Genomic DNA, 16,845 nt, shown 5'->3' with positions numbered 1-16,845 from the left:
TCAAAAGGAAGTGTATTATGCTCCAAGGCTTATCTGCTCAGCCAACTCATTGCTTAGGAGTTAGCCTATGAATCGCACCATTCTATTTACATCCGGATTAATTATCATATGGATAGTTGGTTACTTTCTGGTAATAGGAAGCCATGTGTTGATTCCTTTGGTGATTGCGGTTTTTATTTGGTTTCTTCTTAATACGATAAGTAACATTATTCAACGCATACCAGCGATACCTAATTGGCTCAGCATGATTTGTGCCTTTGCAATACTTGGAGTATCTCTTTTAATTTTTATAAATATCATTACCAATAATGTCACTAATGTCATCGCTGCATCCAATCGCTATCAAGAAAACTTATTAACAATTTTTAGCAATATTGATCAAAAATTTCACATTCAAATATTAGCGAGTATGAATAACATGCTCAAAGGTCTCAATTTTCAAACGATTTTCACGAGCGTTTATGGGGTATTCACAACGCTTACTAGTTCAACTGTACTTATTTTATTGTATGTTGCCTTTTTATTTGTCGAACAACATTTTTTTCTAAAAAAAATTGATGCGCTTTTTCCCTCTTTGGAAAGCCGTCTTTTAGTTAACAACATCATTAGTCATATCGCAAACAATATGCAGACTTATCTGGGAATTAAATCCATTTTAAGTATTATTACTGCTCTTTCCAGCTGGATAATTATGAAATGGGTGAAATTGGATTTTGCAGAATTTTGGGCACTTCTTATCTTTTTTCTCAATTTTATTCCCAATATTGGCGCCATTATTGCGATTGCTTTTCCAGCCACTTTGGCCTTGGTTCAATTTGCCAGTTGGATTCCTTTTACTGAAATCATTCTGGGTTTAGGAATCATACAATTTATAGTAGGAAATTTGATTGAACCACGTTTCTTAAGTAATTCATTGAATTTAAGCCCATTAGTTATCTTAATTGCCTTAGCAGTTTGGGGTGCAATATGGGGAGTATTAGGGATGTTCCTCTCCGTACCCATCACCGTCATGATGATGATTATCTTTGCCCATTTTGAAAAAACAAGACCTATAGCCATTCTTTTATCTCAAGACGGAGATGTCTTCAAAACTTATGAACTATTGCCTGCAAATAACTTACCTGAGCAAGATTGGACTCAATTTTAAAAAATGTAGCCTAGGTGCGGCGCAGCAGAACTGGGCTTGATGATATATAACATCCCCTGACTTTCGCTGCGCTGTCCACCCCAGGCTACGCATCAATGAAATCGTTTATTTTGGTTCCCAGAATGCAATATGAGCTCCAGTAGGATCTTTAATAATCGCAAAAAGTCCCATATCTCCAGCAGGAGTAACTCCTTTAATTTCTTCAGCTCCATTTTGTTTGGCTTTTGCTAATGTATCTGCAACATGACTCACCAAAATATAAGCCATCCAATGAGGTGAAATTTCATTTTGTTGATTTGCAGGAATCTGCCAGATACCTGCAAATTCTTTATCGTTGGCTTGAATAAGAGTGTATGTCATTTCACCAGAGTGTATTTCTTTAAATTGCCACCCTAGTACTTTGCTATAAAACTCTTTCGCTTTGCTCACATCCGCAGTAGCTAATTCATTCCAGCAGAATTGACCCATAGAATTTTGTGACATATTCATTTCCTTATTTTATTAGCAGTGTTTGAATGATAGTCCATAATTGCAAAAGATGTTAAAAAACATGGTCTGGAAATAAGACTATTCTTATCAAGCTGCCGAAGCAGCTTTAGCGGCTTCGCTTAACTCATTCTGGAATTTCTCCAGATCAGGAAAAAGATTCTTGCGAAATTCAAAAAGGTTTCTTTCTATTGATGAAGCAAAAAATCCGGGTTTATACGGTTTTTCTTCTTTATAATATGCCTCATACAGAGGAGCAAGAATGTGTTTATCTATCCACGCCATAAATTGGTTAAGGCGCTTATTTGAAGAAAATTTAGGGAGGTTTTCATTAAACTCCTCACGGAGATCTTTAATTAAATCACCTGCTTTATCGTGATTAGCAGTTGCAAATTTTTTTAATTGTTCTTTTGAATCACTCAGGTTATCCAGGCATAAATCATTTCTAGCAGTGCCAATTTTTGCTACTAATTGCGTCACTTCGGCATCATGCCGTGTAAATGCTTGCAATAACCCTTTCAAGATAGTAACTTCTTCTGAATCCTTTGAAACGTCCCCCAAGCTTTCAAGTTTAATTTTATCGATAATTTCCTGTACTATTCTTTTTCTCTTATTCACAAGATCACTTTGTTTTTCAAGCAACTTCGTTAATTTGCCAAATTCCTCAATTTGGTCAAAAGGTTTTACTTTTTGTTGCAACTTATTAAATAATTTTTTAATAGATTCTATGTCCAGAGTACTATTCTCACCCTTAAAAGCCTGCTCCAGTTCTCCATAAGCTTGATTATATTCTTGAATTTGCTTTGCAATCGCAGCATTTAGAGGATAGGTTTTCTCTTTATACACCAGAGAATTCCCTTCGTAAGTTAAAGTAAGAGGGGAAAAGGCTGCAAACCTGTTTCTTAAATCGTCTAGCTCTCTTTGCTTTTCAACAAAACTCTTAATTTCGTTTTGACTTTCTATTAGTTGGATGAACTGTTTTGTTATCTTCTGTAAGAGTTCTGCATTTATCATTAACGGGTTTGAAGTCGAAGAATAGTTTTTAAAGAACTTAGTTAAACGTTCATATAAGTAATTATATCTCTCAACCATATGTTGGGTAGAATAATTCAGAGTATAATTAGCTCCCTCAAAAGATAGAGCTTTTTCCTTTGAAGTAGTGTTCGTTAAGACAAACGGAGTGTGATTTTTAAACTTTTCTTTGAAATCTAAAAACTCTTTCCTATTTTTTCTTTGCTCTTCAAGAAAAGCAATAATCTGTATTTGATTTCTTTGTAATGCAGCAAACTGTTCTTTTTTATTCTTAAATAAAATAGGATCTACTGGAAATTCGTTATCACTCAATGCCTCAAATAATTGTTTATGAGCGAGATTATATTGCTCAACCAATATTTGAGTTGGAAAATCCAAGACATATGTTTCTCCTTGATATTCTAAAGAATCATTCTGCAAATTAAATTTCAGAAGTGATTTTGAAAGTTTTCCTTTTTATATCTAAAAGATCCAGTCTATTGATTTTTAGCTCTTCTTCATATGCAATAATATACTGCTCAATTTCAGTTTTACTTTCTCTAATAAGTTGTAATTCATGATGAAAATCAACATACTCGCTCGACTTATTGTCATCCTTAAACGCATCACTTATTTTTGCTCGTGCTGAAGTATAATTCTCTAAATTTTTTCTAATGGAATCAGAGATAAAATAAGATTTACCATTGTAATTAAAAAATTCGCTTTTAACTGTTAACAGAGGAAAATCTTTTTCAAATTGCACTTTTAATTTCTTGAGATCACTGCCTACATTTCTCACATGGCGAACAATAACACAGTTATCAGGAACATCGGTTGAGAAACCCAAAGTATAAGTTAAGAGTCTATGTAAATACCATTGTGCCTGCTGATTATCTATTCCTTTGTCAAAGTCATATTCCAGTGCTTTTTGATAATTATTAAAATTTTGGTAAAAATCATGAGGGGCATTTGTAAATGCCTCATAGAGGCAAGCTCTTTTGACACAAAAATCTAAATCTTTTCCAATTAAACCTTTAATGACTTGCTGATGACTAACAATGACACTTATAACTTGAGCAATATATTTTTTTTTCTCACCTAGTTGAGCAAGTAAATTTTTTCGCTCTTTTATAATTTCCTGTCTAGTAGTCAGATCATCGTCCCATTGCATGGAGGATATAAGTAGTTTTGCCTCATAATCAGTTGTATTAAAACTAAAATCAACTGATTTTAATTGTGTTGCTAAATCAACCGGACCTCTATTCGTCCTATAATAGGCCGTATCTATAATACCCTTTACAGTAGACAACCTCTCATGGAGAGCCTCAAGCTCTTCGACCTGTTGCTTAATTTCCGCATCCAGTTTTGATATTTCAAGTTTGTCTTCAATTAATTTACAAACTTGTTCGAAATCAAATTTTTTCTTATTAATCTCATAGACCTCATTGGCCATCGCGGCATATAAATCGGGTGGAATTCGTCCTCCTTTTAAACGTTCATAGATTTCGCCTGTTTTCTGTGTAATTGACTCGATTTCATCAAGAAATTTTTTCAACAGCTCCAGATCGGACTGAATTGAGTCACGTAATATGGGATCAATTCGCCCCAATTTAAATTGAATATTGAAAGTATGTTGTTTTAATCGGGCATAAAGTTGGGCAACCGCGTTTTTATTTCTCGAAAAAACTTCGCCATGTTCTTTGGGGTCAAGTTTAGGGTATAAATCCTCTTCAATAACGGAAAGATCGGTTTCAATCTGCCCTATGTTTGCAATGGCAGTCTTCAGCAGTTTATTGCGATTCTCAAGTAAGAGAATGCACGCGCTTCTGGGCATGGGCTCTTGTAGACGTTCCTCTATCGCCTGAATTTGTTCCTGTAAATGAGCGGTGATGGCATCGCGTTTTTTTAATAAAGCTTTTGCATCATTATTGATTGCCACACAGCGATAGATTTTTTTCTGAGTTTTTGCCGTGTCAGCCAATGCGTAACCTTCCTCCCTTAAAAATTTTTCTCTTTCATGATCGGCATTAGGTGAAAACGCTTCGATTATAGCAACCCGGTCTCTTCCTTGCTTTTGCTTATGCTTTATTTTGCCATCTTTCATATAAGATACTCTTATTGGTTTACCCCCAGCATCATATGATTATAAATCGCACACATTAAGCAATTATTAAATATTTGAGTGAATTTTTAGTAATTTTGTCTATAAATTTATAAATAAGAGATTAAGCAAAAAAGCTATCTAAAATTAGTCAGGATGCATGATAAGAAACTGAAGGAGTCGAATTAATTATAGGCAAACTGTAAACAGACTCCCTCTGATTGCTCCGAATCGAGTTCTAAAAGACGATAGATATCTTGAACAGCTTCCTCTTTAGGATTAAGTTGTTTTTGATAGGTATCATTTAATCGATACCCCACATAGATTAGCGTTACACCCAAGGCAATTGGCCAAGAAGCAACGGCCGCAGTAATAAGAAATGCAATTCCCCCCACATTAAAGGCCATGTTGTTCCAAAATTCGAGGTAATTTTTGCTGCATTCATCGTTGAGATTTTTTAAGAGTTGGCGATGATGATCATCGTCCAGGATTTTACCATTTGCCAATTCACGTCGTACCGCAATAGATGATTTTTGGTATTTTTTATATTCTTCCGCGGTGTTATACAATGCATTACCAAGCATACTAAATAATGCAATTCCGGCTAAAGCAAGTGGACCGGTACATACCATACTGATTGCAAAACAGGTGGCAATTAGGTTTGCTCCTACTATGTTAATTGCAAAATAGGTGCATTGAGCTTCCCATTCATCATTTAGTACATCAATCTGGCGCTGAATGACGGCTTGTTCGAAGGTTGTTGCATCATTTAATTGTGTCTGTAATTCCTGGACATGATCCTGATATTGGCCGGCTTCAAAAAGCCACTGTGCTAACAACAATAATGTGTCGAAAGTAAGGCTAGCAACAATAATTAGTGGAACAGCAGAGCCAGCAATATGAAAAAAATTATTATAAGTAGTTAACAAACCTACTCCAGCCCAAACCAAATCACTAGCCATGATAAAACCACGTTTTTCCATTTCTTGTTTCAGTACTTTCTTTGACGATAATTCTTCACTTATTGCGGACTGGAGAATATGTTTGAGCACTAAGATTAAATTAATCACAAAACGGAATGTATAGAGGAAAATACCCAGATCAGTAATGGCTTTGCGTGAGTTATTCAGAAAATTAATGCCATCGATAAAACTGTATTGATTACCAAGAACCGTATTAACTTCTTGAATCAATTCAGAAACAGAACTCTTCTGAAGATAAATAATTACATAATTTGCTAGACTGCGGCTGTGGGTGAATTGAGAACGCCAGGTGTTTAAAGCACCGACATTTTGGCGTAATTTGGAAATACTAATAAATGATGTCAGATGATCTAGAATGCTTGTTTGCAATCCCTCTATCATGAACTCCGAGAAATTATCAATTGATTTTCGCTTTTCTTGTGCAAGGTCTATTTTATAAAATGCCTCTAATTTTTTGCGAAATTGTTTTAATTTTTTCAAATCAGAATCAACAAAATCAAGTTGATAATAAGAAATTAGCGAATCACACAAGAAATACAAATAATGCACAGTAACGCTTTCTTGTGTCCAACATGATTTATTCGATATAAATACTTGATGAAACGATAAAAATTCATCATTTAATCGATCTAAATGAAACTCATCCTCTTTAAAGGAAAGATTATTTTTTTTCAATGAATTATTAAAAAAAGCATGCTTTATGAGACCAATTTTTGATTTTCCCATAAAAGAACTCTTTGAGATGAATTGTGAAGAATTGCTCAATTGTACTATGGGTATTTAGAAACAGATTAAAACAATAGTGTTAATTTTCTGCAAAAAAATAGTTAAAAAAAAAGTAAATGATCAAAATCAAAATTAAGAGAATGATTTAAGTACAAAAGCACCCTCTTTTTTTTCTAAAAACTAATTGATAAACTCTCTCCCCAAATAATCCATAATCCCGAGATATAAAGTTGACTCTTGATGCAAATAATTCCTCTGATTCTATTGAAGAAAATTCTTTAGAAAAAGAGAAAGTGGTTATTATTATTCCAACGCACAATGAAGCGCTGGTCATTCAATCAACAATAGAACAAGTATTTGCATCAGTAGAACAAATTGAGCAATATGATATTCATATTTTAATTTTTGATAGCGCCTCTACAGATAACACAAAACAAATTGTTACTTCATTACAGAGCAATTATCCAAAATTACATTTACAAAATGAGCCCACTAAATCCGGACTTGGTTCTGCTTATTTGCAAGCCATGAATTATGCGTTAACTGCTCTAAATGCAGATATTATTTTTGAATTTGATGCGGATCTATCTCACCAACCCAAGTATATTCGCCCTATCTTAGATATGTTGCAAAATTGTGATTGTGTGCTGGGAAGCCGTTATGTAGAAGGTGGAAGTATTCCGAGTAATTGGGAATTACATCGAAAATTATTCTCCATTTTAGGCAATTACATTGCTCGAGCAGTACTCACACCAAAATATAAGGATTTTACCAGTGGTTTTCGTGCTACTCGCAGGCAACAACTTATAAAAATTCTGCCTCATCAATTTCTTACAAATCATTATGCATATAAAATGCAGTTGTTGTGGCTTTTACATAAAAATAAAGCAAAAATTCGTGAGTATCCCATTGATTTTATCGATCGAAATCAAGGGTACAGCAAATTACCTAAAAACAGTGTTGTTGATTCACTGCGAGTCGTTTTTACTTTACGATATCATGAAATCAAGCGCTATTTGAAAATGTGTCTTGTTGGCTCCTTGGGTATTTTTGTACAGTTTATTACCTACAATGTATTGCGTGAATACTTTCAATTCTCGCCTTTTGAGGCCTCACAAATTGCAGTATGTGCAGCGATCATTAATAATTTCTTTTTAAATAGCAAAATTACATTTAGCGCCAAGAATAAATTACCCTGGTCCTTAAAAATAAAGCGGCTGTTGATTTTTACTATTTATTCAGTATTTATTATTAACTTACAAAGTTATTGGTTACGCTTAGGAATTTTTTGTTTTGGCGTCGGACCTTTACGTGAAAATATAATCATGGGTATCGGCATTGGATTAATGTCTCTTTTAAATTACTACACTTATTCTCGTCATATATGGGCAGATAAATATGTACTTAGTAATTAAAGATAACTATTGTCATAAAAATGGAGCGACAAAAAATAATTTCACCCATGAATATTCTACCGGGAAATGGATATCCATCAGAGAAACAAGCAAATAATGGGATTATTTTGTGGGCTTTTTTAAGCTCGCGAAGTGTTTACCTGTTTTTAACTCTGTATTTTATCATTTTACTCTTCTTAGCACCTATAAATATATTATCTCTTGATACGTACTATTATTGGGATTGGAGCCGACACCTGGCATTATCCTATTATGACGGCTCCCCAATGATTGCATATTTTATTAGGCTTGCAACTTTATTGTTCGGAGATAACCTATTTGCCTTGAGTTTTATAGGCATCACCTGCATTGCCATCTCGAGTGGGATTATTTATAAAAGTGCTCGATTTTTTTTATCCCCTGAAGCAAGCTGTATTACTATGTTATCCTGGCTATTTTCCCCACTAGTCACCTTAGATATTTTAAAACAAACGACCTATGATACGCCCCTTGCATTATTTTGGTCATTAACCCTGTATTACACTATAAAATTTATTCAAACCAATAGAATAAGAGACCTGTACTTAATTGGTATAAGCTCCGGATTGATGATGTTATCCAAATATAGTGGCATCGTTTTAATCCTTTCCCTGCTGATTTTTTTAATTTTTAGTACCTATCGTTCAATTTTCAAATCAAGACATTTTTATTTTGCTACGATTCTAGCCATTATTATTTTTAGTCCAGTAATTTTCTGGAATTATCAAAATCATTGGCAATCATTTATCTATCAGTTAACCACTCATAAACTTAATCCTGGAGTAAACCCTTTTTATCATGCTGTAAAAACATTGTTTACCTCATTCATCCCGTCACTAAATATTATGCTTCTTCCTCCATTTTTAGTACGAAACCAAAAACTGGATGAAAAAAGTGCATCGGTTGTGACATTGTGCCGTACCATTTGTATTACTTTTCTTTGTTTTTACTTATATACCGCAAGCCAAGCAGGGATTAGGGAGTTTTGGCTGACTCCGTACATAATTAGCAGTGCGATTTTATTTGGATATTGGTTTACAACATTTAATTATCGTAAATTCGCCATTTTATTGCTCATACTTTATGCAATAATTAGTCTCTGCATTCTAATAGATAACACCTCCAAATTTAATTTTATCAAATCAAAAAAACTTATCTCCTATCATTTAATCCAAAAATTTAATGCGAGTCATACAGAGTTACCCGATACAGTCTTTACTTCAGGCTGGTTTACAGCACGCATGCTCTTTTTCCTCAAAAACAAGCCGATTATTTATACTTTAGGTTGTGGCACTGCTCAAAACCAATATGCTTTATGGAATGTTGACATCAATCAAAAAATTGCAGATAAGACTTTGAAAGAAATATTGTATATTGATCGGCATGACCGCCAGAGTTGCTTGAAACAATATTTTGATCAATGTCAAAAAATACCTACTCATGTACATCCATTTAGACATAAGGAATATGCACTGAATGTGTATAAATGCCGAAATTTTTAAGAACTCATCATGAAAATATCCATAAAATATAGCGTTAGTGACAGGCCAGCTTGATAGCTGGCCAATCTTTTTTTAACGTATTCATCGAATTATGTTACCATCCACTTTATTAGATTTTGATAAGGACCATCGATGCTTAAATTACTCTTTCTCTTTATTACATTATTTTCTTCAATATGTTTTGCTGATGAAAAAGAAATAGCAATTACTATGGATGATTTGCCTCTTGTTGCCTCAAGAATGGATACCCCCGGAAATCGACAACGATCAACCGAACGCTTTACCCAAATTGTACAAACATTCCAAAAATATAAAGTTCCAGTCACGGGTTTTGTGATTGCAGGAGCGATAGAAAAAGGTCAATGGGATTTCCTTGAGCAATTTCGTCAGGCAGGCTTTATGTTAGGTAATCATACTTACTCACATTATAATCTGAATCAGATCAACACTGAAAAATATATTGCAGATGTAGATCGTGCCGATAAAATTCTTACGCCAATAATGACTCAACCCAAATATTTTCGCTATCCCTATCTAGCGGAAGGAAATAAAGCCAAAAAACAAGAAGTATATGCTTATCTAAAGAAACATAATTACACTATTGCCCCTGTAACCATTGATAGTAAAGATTTTGACTTTAATGAAATGCTTTATAAAGTTCCATATCGTTCACGAGTAAATTATATTCAAAAGTTAAAACCACGTTATTTGGCTTATATATGGAAGCAAACACTAAGAGCCGAGAAAAACTCTAAGGGCGGAAATACCAAGCAAATATTATTAATTCATGCGAACCTTCTTAATAGCTATGTATTAGGGGATATTTTGGAAATGTATCAAAAAAATGGATATAAATTTATTAGTTTGACTGAGGCACTGAAAAATCCTGCCCCAATCATTAATTTTTCTCCTGCTATGAAAAAGGATACTTTAGGAGCACAATTGAAAAATGAATTCATCAATATTCCCAAGTCAAAAGAAAATTATGTAACACCTGAGTAAATTTCAATCGTCTTTTCAACCTGGGTGCGGCGAAGCGGAACCCAGATAGTTCTATATCAACTCCCGGGTTCCGCTTCGCTGCACCCAGGTTACAATGTGATTAAACAAATCAGTACTGGAGGTTAAATGTTAATACTTGCTATTCTTTTATTTCTTGCTGCAGTAGTTTGTGGTCTCTTTCTTTTGACAGCAATACTACAAGACAGGCCGATTAATATAACGGTGAGAAATCTTCATGCAGTTTTTGCAGCATTGGGGTTGCTCATAATCATCGCTCATATGCTTGCATTTGCGACAGGTAAATCGACACTTCTTGCCGTAAGTTTAATCTTTTTGATCGTTGCTGCATTAGGTGGATTGAGCATGGTTGCACTTGCTAAGAAAGGTAAAGCACTTCCCAAAAAGGCAGTACTTGTTCATCCAATAATTGCCCTTGCCGGATTAATTGCTTTAGTAATCTATGTATTACCCTGATTATTCGGGTTCAAACCTGTGTTTCAATCGTTCACGAAGCGATTGAACTAATATCGGTGGTGCCTTATCTGGTGATCCTGAGTCAAACGGTGGTTCGGGATCATATTCCAAACCAAGTTGTAAACTTTGCGCCACATTTTCATTAATAAGTTTTGCAGCAAGATATAAGGCCATATCAATACCAGCAGAAACTCCAGCTGCAGTAATAATTTTACCATCCGTTACAAATCGTTTATGTGTCGGTATGGCTCCCCATTTTTCCAATCGATTCATTACTGCCCAATGAGTTGTTGCTTTAACTCCAGATAAAATTCCTGCTGCTCCCAGGATCAAACTTCCAGTACAGACTGAAGTAGTCCATAAAGTATGTTCATGAATTGTTTGAATCCATGTAAGAATTTCAGGACATTCACGTAATGCAGTTGCATTACCAGCACCTGGAATCAACACAATATCAGTTTGAGAAATTTCATTTAATGCATGCTCAGCAATTAATGTGAGTCCGGAACAAGTACGTACCTGTCCCTTATTTAATGCAACCCGCTGCACGATAACTTCTGGCAAACGACTCAGTACCTCATAGGGACCAATTGCGTCGAGAGCCGTCATTCCTTCATAAAATAAAAAAGTAACGTGCAGTGGTTTAGACATGCTTTTCTAACCCTTTTTAACAAACTGAGATTTTAATTTCATGGCACCAATTCCCTCAATTTTACAATCAATGTCATGATCTCCATCTACCAAGCGAATATTTTTTACTTTGGTACCAACTTTTACTACTTGCGATGATCCTTTTATTTTGAGATCTTTAATTACAGTAACCGTATCCCCATCTTGCAGAATTTGACCGTGGGCATCTTTAATAATGCGTTGATCGTCATGGCTCTGTTCTTCGACACCATCTTTTGCCCATTCATAGGAACATTCCGGGCAAATTAGTTGATTACCATCTTCATAAGTATATTCTGAATTACATTTAGGGCATTGGGGTAAAGAAGACATATTTTTTTCCAGTTAAAAAAGAGATTCATAGTATAGCAAAAACTCAATTAGTCTCCTACAACACTAATAAGCAGATGACGTTCTTGTGATTGATAACGATGCTCATAGAGATAGATACCTTGCCACGTACCTAAAACCAATGTTCCATTTTGTATAGGAATGGTTAAACTGATTTGAGTTAATACAGTACGAATATGTGCAGGCATATCATCCGGGCCTTCAATTAAATGTTTAAAAAGTGGATCCCCATCCGGAATTAATCGAACCAAAAAATGTTCTAGATCCTTGCGAACCTGAGGATCATAATTTTCACAAAGCATCAAAGAAGCACTAGTATGTTTGAGAAATAAATGACATAAGCCTTGTTGTATCGTGGTTTTTGATAAGAGCGCTTTCACATCAGCAGTAATATCCTGCGTACCTCGACCAGAAGTGTTAAACGTGATGGAGAATTGTTCAATTTTCATAAGATTAATGATTCGGTTATTGGTTCATTTGTACTATCGCAAAATTACGTCACGATTCAAAGTAAATCATCGGGCTCTACCATAGAACCAATAATTGTCAGTACTTTATGTCTGGACTTATCTCCTCGTTGCAAGGTAATTTGTCTTGCTGGTACTTTAAATATCTGTGCAATATACTTCAAAAGTGCTTTATTAGCGCGACCTTCAAGTGGTGGGGTATTTAAGCGTATTTTAAGCTCCCCCTCATGAAGACCTACAATCTCTGTTTTTTTTGCACCCGGCTGAACATATAAACGAAGGGTTAATCCTTCAGCATCACGTTGATACCACATTGATACCATCACCCCTGGAGTTTTTAAAACCAAATTAAATCATTTATTAATGAGTTACAAGATAAATCAGAGTAAAGAAGATCAGATCCTGGGCTACAGCTGCGCATTCACCCAGATGATCCAATTGATTTAGTTAGTAAGACTAAGAGAAGATACTACGTGTTCCATTTGTGTCATGGTACTGTCATAAGTTTTATCAAATAATTTGATATTACTCTCCAACATGCGTCGATTTACTTCCTCCATCTCCTTTTCTATTTCCTGCATTTTATAAGTATGAGAAAAGAACGAATCGACATGATTTGCAATGCTTGCCCCATTTTTTCCAACTTGAGATTGAAACCATAATTTCACATTAGGAGCAGGACATTCTTTAGTAATAAGACGCGCAGGAAACTTGCCATCACTTAATGGTTGAGCCAGGTTGTCCCCTTCTTTTTCTAATCGCTCCAGTAAAGAAGGATCATCCGTCATAATTGCTTGGCGTATGGTCGCATCGCGAACGATTGTCAGCATTTTTGTGTATTTTTCAATCTTCTCGCTTGCCACACTTCCTACGTATTTCTTTGCTGTTGCATAAGCCAAGTTCTCACCATCAAAAATAATGCGTGGATCGTTTGCAAATAGTTCTAAAATTTCTGGACGACCAGTGGATAAAATGACACTCATGGTCGTTTTAGTCGCCTTAGCGCTTTCAAAGCTGAGATCAGGTTGTTTTGCAATAAACTCAATCAAATCTAATGGTGGTGTTAAGAGAAGAACGACTCGCATCAGAAGGGTTCTTCCATTTGTGTTTACTGCATTGACTAATTCAGGATAATCAGTAATCAGCGTTTTAACTTTTTCGTATTCTTTTTTAGTTATAGCTTGCCATAATGCTTCTTCTTGTGGCGTCATTATTTTCTCCCTTTTATAAAAAATTGGACATATTATAACAAAAAAGAGGCATGATGTGGTATAAAATTTCAATTATAATACAAAAATCATTTACATCCCCACACTATTTTGTGGCTTATCATTGAACTGAAACATAGAGGCAAGGCTATCTTTTACATGATTTAAAGGATCATAATCAATGCCCAAATTACATGCTTCACAAATTTTTTGAATGTGAGACGGGCTTGCTTTATCAAAGCCAATTGATTTTACATCTTCAATAAGATTTTCGATTTTTGCTATTTTTTCTGCAATTTCTGGTTCGGCATCTTCATTTAATTCACTTAAAACAGTGGATAATTCTTCGATCATTGATTCATAATGGTGCTGTTTTTCAGGATCAAACTCAATAAACTCAGTCCTATCCCTCATAGAACTCATATAAAATCGATATCGTTGAGCAGACAATGAGTTTTGAGGTTCTTCACTAGGTGCAACTTCAGATTCTTCTTCTTTAGGCCTTGAAAATTCAATCACAGGGTCAATTGGTTCCGCATCAATAATGCGCTCTTCAGCAACAGGAGCAATTTGAGCTTTTTCATCATGAGTAACTTTAGACTGATACTGTTCTCCGCTCATCAGCTCATCAGCAGAGCTACTAAATTTCAGGTCAACGCCTCGCTCCACCGACACAGAGGAAATGGAAGTATTTCCATTAAGAACTGTAGAATCATGGTGTTCTTCGCTCTCAGCCTCAACAACAGAAATATTTGGGTTCAACTCAACGTCATGTTTTGCAGACCCCGCGGGAATGGAAATATTTTCACTAAGTACTTTAGAATCAAGCTGTTCTTCGTCCGCAGCATTAACATCAGAAGTACTTGAGTTCAATTCAACGCTATGCATTGCAGGCACCGCGGGAATGGGGGCATTGTCATTAAGTACTTTAGAGTCATGCTGTTCCTTATTCTCTGCCTCAACAACAAGTGTGCTTGATTTAAAACCAACATTTTGCTCTTCAGGTATAAGATCAGCAAGCCTTGGAGCAAGGGTTTTAGAATCCACATCAAGCACTTCTTGTATTAGAGAAGAACTTTTTGGAGTTTGCAATAACTGCTCTACGCGAGGTTGAGGCAGAATAAACACTTTTTTTATCAGGTTTACACTGATATCAAAACGTTTTTTTGATTCTTCTGACAATATTGGTTGAACAATACTCACTATGTTTTCCAATTCTTTATTACATTTATTTAATAAAATTTGAGTGGCATCATATTTCTCAACTGTTTTTAACTCTTCTTTATATTTTTTTAATTGCATCAGTGCCATATCCAGTTTATTGATTTGTTCTTTATCCAATTCATCAGCAGGACATTTTATTAATTCATCTATAATAATACTCAAACTACTGTCTACATCTTCTAAAGCATGAGCACGTGCTTTCTCATAATGAACAGAAATCGCCTCCATCTCCTTTTTCCATTCGCTTTGAATCGCTTGGATTTCCTTTTGAAAACTCATAGTAATTGCTTGATGTTTTTCATAAGCTTTTTGTAATTGTGGTGACTCATGACGAACTTCTTCAAAAAATGCTTCCAGAGCTCCTTGGGCTTCTTTAAATTTTTCTTTTTTAATTTGGTGGTGTTTTTCAATGGCTTCTATCTCTAATGGAGTTTCTCCAACCACTGGAGTTATCTCTGTACTTCTCGCATCCATTTCCTCTTTTATTACTACTAATTTTTTATAAAGTATTATCGCTTTTTGTTTTGTTTCTTCGCGAATGTTATCGTCTTGGTTAATGACATCTAATGTCTCTCGCATTAGGGTAAGATGTTGCACATAAGTTGTGTCGATTTGTTTTATTTGCTTCATATGGTAGAGATGAGTAATTCGTTGCATTTCATCTTCATAATATCGAAATAAATCCATATTAGTTAAGCCATAAAGCGATTTTTCCCATTCAGATGCAGGCGCGGCTAACGATTTATGTTCTTCAGGTTGTTGTAATGATGGCTCTTTTTTTCTGGGAACAAACACAAAATCCTGTAAATTGGCGGCTGCAGCCTGAGCTTGCTCTTTTTCGATTTCTTCAAGCAATGCAATTTCTTTTGCCAATAGATCTTTATCTTCAAAAAGAGATCGAATTACATCAAACTGACCAGTAACCGTTAGAAAAAAGAGCAAATTGTGCTCGCACAAATGAATAAATTCACTAAGAAATTGTTCATTTTGATGAATCACGTCATTTTTATTTTGGATAGAATTGAGCCTTCTAAGCCATCCTAAATAGGAAACCAAAAGAGGATAGGTTGCTTCAGATAACTCACGTTGTTTTAAGATTGCATCACTGGGATCACCCATTACCCGTTTTAAATGCTCATCTGGTGATATATGAAGAATTCCCATCACTCATTACCCATTTATTGCTCACATTTTCCTTAAGTATAGTATTTTTTATTCCATGCGATTTAATAATGAACAGTGAATGAGTCGTTTTTAATGTAACAACAGGAATGAGTCGAGTGATTGCAAGCAATGTACTGCGTTCAATGCCGTACATTTTTAGGGAGATAATTCATTACGCAGTAACTCAAACATTTTGCGTTAGTAATCTCAAGATCACGAAAATAGGTTATTTCCTTTAAATAAAAATCAAATGTCTCCTGAATTGCTTCAAAATAACCTTTAATGACAACCGAATAACGCATTTTCTCTGTATAGTGCATTTCGAGTAGTTTGGAATATAAAAAAGTGACTTCATCAGCACATTGTGTGTGCGCCATAAGCGCAACATCAAAACAATTCGCTTCAAGCAATTTAGTGTTCAGCTTGTATATATTGGCAAGTATGTTGGAAATGTAAAAATTAATTTTTCCTATTTTTTCTTTATACACATCACCTAACACGTCAGGAATTGAATGAACCATATCACGCAAGAAATTTAAATCAGCAATATAATTTCCCAACACATGATCTTTCTTCATTTCTATAAATCGAGCTTGCCATTCTACCAAGAGCATCACGATACGCTTATATGCAATTAGTTCTTTTTCTTTAGAATAATCTAGTGTAGGAAATTGGTTGCTGGTTTTTATATGTTCCATTTTTCCCATCACCATAAAACATGCATTTTTTATATCTTCAAAAGTTAATGACTCAAAATTACTAGTTCCAATTTTTTCACTAATAGTATCAATAACTTTGACTACATCAGGAGATAACATTGCGATTCCAAATTTCAGTTTGGATATAAAGAACGCTTATTTAATTATATTTCTTGGAGCCAAAAGCTTCAGCATCAAT

General features: G+C 34.8%; 16 protein-coding genes. 5 read left to right on the top strand and 11 right to left on the bottom strand.

The window, feature by feature from the left end; genetic code table 11:
• Nucleotides 1–67: 67 nt before the first annotated feature.
• A complete protein-coding gene (locus DGG96_RS01100) occupies nucleotides 68–1,147 on the top strand; it encodes an AI-2E family transporter (RefSeq protein ID WP_110141181.1) in 1,080 nt (359 codons plus the stop codon).
• A 105-nt stretch (nucleotides 1,148–1,252) separates the two neighbouring features.
• On the opposite strand, the gene DGG96_RS01095 is transcribed toward DGG96_RS01100, so the two are convergent.
• The 4 genes from DGG96_RS01095 to DGG96_RS01080 form a co-directional block, all read right to left on the bottom strand.
• A complete protein-coding gene (locus DGG96_RS01095; RefSeq protein WP_110141180.1) occupies nucleotides 1,253–1,630 on the bottom strand; it encodes a VOC family protein in 378 nt (125 codons plus the stop codon).
• Nucleotides 1,631–1,723: 93 nt separating this feature from the next.
• Complete coding sequence (locus DGG96_RS01090; protein ID WP_110141179.1) at nucleotides 1,724–3,085, bottom strand: hypothetical protein; 1,362 nt, start codon at nucleotides 3,083–3,085, stop codon at nucleotides 1,724–1,726.
• A 1-nt stretch (nucleotide 3,086) separates the two neighbouring features.
• A complete protein-coding gene (locus tag DGG96_RS01085; protein WP_110141178.1) occupies nucleotides 3,087–4,748 on the bottom strand; it encodes a hypothetical protein in 1,662 nt (553 codons plus the stop codon).
• Nucleotides 4,749–4,930: 182 nt separating this feature from the next.
• Complete coding sequence (locus tag DGG96_RS01080; RefSeq protein WP_110141177.1) at nucleotides 4,931–6,454, bottom strand: hypothetical protein; 1,524 nt, start codon at nucleotides 6,452–6,454, stop codon at nucleotides 4,931–4,933.
• A gap of 230 nt (nucleotides 6,455–6,684) precedes the next feature.
• Here DGG96_RS01080 and DGG96_RS01075 point away from each other — a divergent pair, with 230 nt between their 5' ends.
• The 4 genes from DGG96_RS01075 to DGG96_RS01060 all read left to right on the top strand — a co-directional run bounded on the left by DGG96_RS01075 (nucleotide 6,685) and on the right by DGG96_RS01060 (nucleotide 10,865).
• Nucleotides 6,685–7,869: a glycosyltransferase family 2 protein gene (locus DGG96_RS01075; RefSeq protein ID WP_110141176.1), complete on the top strand. Its 1,185-nt coding sequence runs from the start codon at nucleotides 6,685–6,687 to the stop codon at nucleotides 7,867–7,869.
• A gap of 20 nt (nucleotides 7,870–7,889) precedes the next feature.
• The gene (locus tag DGG96_RS01070) at nucleotides 7,890–9,389 is read left to right on the top strand and encodes a glycosyltransferase family 39 protein (RefSeq protein ID WP_240610423.1); all 1,500 of its coding nucleotides are present in this window, start codon (nucleotides 7,890–7,892) and stop codon (nucleotides 9,387–9,389) included.
• Nucleotides 9,390–9,521: 132 nt separating this feature from the next.
• Nucleotides 9,522–10,391, top strand: a complete 870-nt coding sequence (locus tag DGG96_RS01065; protein ID WP_110141175.1) for a polysaccharide deacetylase family protein — start codon at nucleotides 9,522–9,524, stop codon at nucleotides 10,389–10,391.
• Between the two features lie 126 nt (nucleotides 10,392–10,517).
• Nucleotides 10,518–10,865 carry a hypothetical protein gene (locus tag DGG96_RS01060; RefSeq protein WP_110141174.1) on the top strand — a complete coding sequence of 116 codons (348 nt, stop codon included), beginning with the start codon at nucleotides 10,518–10,520 and terminating at the stop codon, nucleotides 10,863–10,865.
• Here DGG96_RS01060 and DGG96_RS01055 read toward each other — a convergent pair whose 3' ends face one another.
• The 7 genes from DGG96_RS01055 to DGG96_RS01025 form a co-directional block, all read right to left on the bottom strand.
• A complete protein-coding gene (locus DGG96_RS01055) occupies nucleotides 10,866–11,516 on the bottom strand; it encodes a DJ-1/PfpI family protein (protein WP_110141173.1) in 651 nt (216 codons plus the stop codon).
• Between the two features lie 6 nt (nucleotides 11,517–11,522).
• Complete coding sequence (locus tag DGG96_RS01050; RefSeq protein WP_110141172.1) at nucleotides 11,523–11,867, bottom strand: zinc ribbon domain-containing protein YjdM; 345 nt, start codon at nucleotides 11,865–11,867, stop codon at nucleotides 11,523–11,525.
• A 47-nt stretch (nucleotides 11,868–11,914) separates the two neighbouring features.
• Nucleotides 11,915–12,334: a secondary thiamine-phosphate synthase enzyme YjbQ gene (locus tag DGG96_RS01045; RefSeq protein WP_110141171.1), complete on the bottom strand. Its 420-nt coding sequence runs from the start codon at nucleotides 12,332–12,334 to the stop codon at nucleotides 11,915–11,917.
• 56 nt (nucleotides 12,335–12,390) lie between these two features.
• Nucleotides 12,391–12,666 carry a DUF167 domain-containing protein gene (locus DGG96_RS01040; protein ID WP_110141170.1) on the bottom strand — a complete coding sequence of 92 codons (276 nt, stop codon included), beginning with the start codon at nucleotides 12,664–12,666 and terminating at the stop codon, nucleotides 12,391–12,393.
• Between the two features lie 129 nt (nucleotides 12,667–12,795).
• Complete coding sequence (locus DGG96_RS01035; RefSeq protein ID WP_110141169.1) at nucleotides 12,796–13,563, bottom strand: hypothetical protein; 768 nt, start codon at nucleotides 13,561–13,563, stop codon at nucleotides 12,796–12,798.
• A 90-nt stretch (nucleotides 13,564–13,653) separates the two neighbouring features.
• Nucleotides 13,654–15,948 carry an MICOS complex subunit MIC60 gene (locus tag DGG96_RS01030; RefSeq protein WP_110141168.1) on the bottom strand — a complete coding sequence of 765 codons (2,295 nt, stop codon included), beginning with the start codon at nucleotides 15,946–15,948 and terminating at the stop codon, nucleotides 13,654–13,656.
• Between the two features lie 140 nt (nucleotides 15,949–16,088).
• On the bottom strand, nucleotides 16,089–16,766 hold the full coding sequence (locus DGG96_RS01025; protein WP_110141167.1) for a hypothetical protein: 678 nt from the start codon (nucleotides 16,764–16,766) through the stop codon (nucleotides 16,089–16,091).
• Between the last annotated feature and the right edge of the window lie 79 nt (nucleotides 16,767–16,845).

The organism is Legionella qingyii, assembly GCF_003184185.1.
Note: the sequence above shows the minus strand (reverse complement) of the source record. Positions and strands in the feature narration are given on the sequence as shown.

Excerpts from the sequence above, each read along its gene's own strand:
- DGG96_RS01100 (WP_110141181.1), top strand. The coding sequence starts at position 68 with ATGAATCGCACCATTCTATTTACATCCGGATTAATTATCATATGGATA.
- DGG96_RS01095 (WP_110141180.1), bottom strand. The coding sequence starts at position 1,630 with ATGTCACAAAATTCTATGGGTCAATTCTGCTGGAATGAATTAGCTACT.
- DGG96_RS01085 (WP_110141178.1), bottom strand. The coding sequence starts at position 4,748 with ATGAAAGATGGCAAAATAAAGCATAAGCAAAAGCAAGGAAGAGACCGG.
- DGG96_RS01080 (WP_110141177.1), bottom strand. The coding sequence starts at position 6,454 with ATGGGAAAATCAAAAATTGGTCTCATAAAGCATGCTTTTTTTAATAAT.
- DGG96_RS01070 (WP_240610423.1), top strand. The coding sequence starts at position 7,890 with ATGGAGCGACAAAAAATAATTTCACCCATGAATATTCTACCGGGAAAT.
- DGG96_RS01065 (WP_110141175.1), top strand. The coding sequence starts at position 9,522 with ATGCTTAAATTACTCTTTCTCTTTATTACATTATTTTCTTCAATATGT.
- DGG96_RS01060 (WP_110141174.1), top strand. The coding sequence starts at position 10,518 with ATGTTAATACTTGCTATTCTTTTATTTCTTGCTGCAGTAGTTTGTGGT.
- DGG96_RS01055 (WP_110141173.1), bottom strand. The coding sequence starts at position 11,516 with ATGTCTAAACCACTGCACGTTACTTTTTTATTTTATGAAGGAATGACG.
- DGG96_RS01050 (WP_110141172.1), bottom strand. The coding sequence starts at position 11,867 with ATGTCTTCTTTACCCCAATGCCCTAAATGTAATTCAGAATATACTTAT.
- DGG96_RS01045 (WP_110141171.1), bottom strand. The coding sequence starts at position 12,334 with ATGAAAATTGAACAATTCTCCATCACGTTTAACACTTCTGGTCGAGGT.
- DGG96_RS01040 (WP_110141170.1), bottom strand. The coding sequence starts at position 12,666 with ATGTGGTATCAACGTGATGCTGAAGGATTAACCCTTCGTTTATATGTT.
- DGG96_RS01035 (WP_110141169.1), bottom strand. The coding sequence starts at position 13,563 with ATGACGCCACAAGAAGAAGCATTATGGCAAGCTATAACTAAAAAAGAA.
- DGG96_RS01030 (WP_110141168.1), bottom strand. The coding sequence starts at position 15,948 with ATGGGAATTCTTCATATATCACCAGATGAGCATTTAAAACGGGTAATG.
- DGG96_RS01025 (WP_110141167.1), bottom strand. The coding sequence starts at position 16,766 with ATGTTATCTCCTGATGTAGTCAAAGTTATTGATACTATTAGTGAAAAA.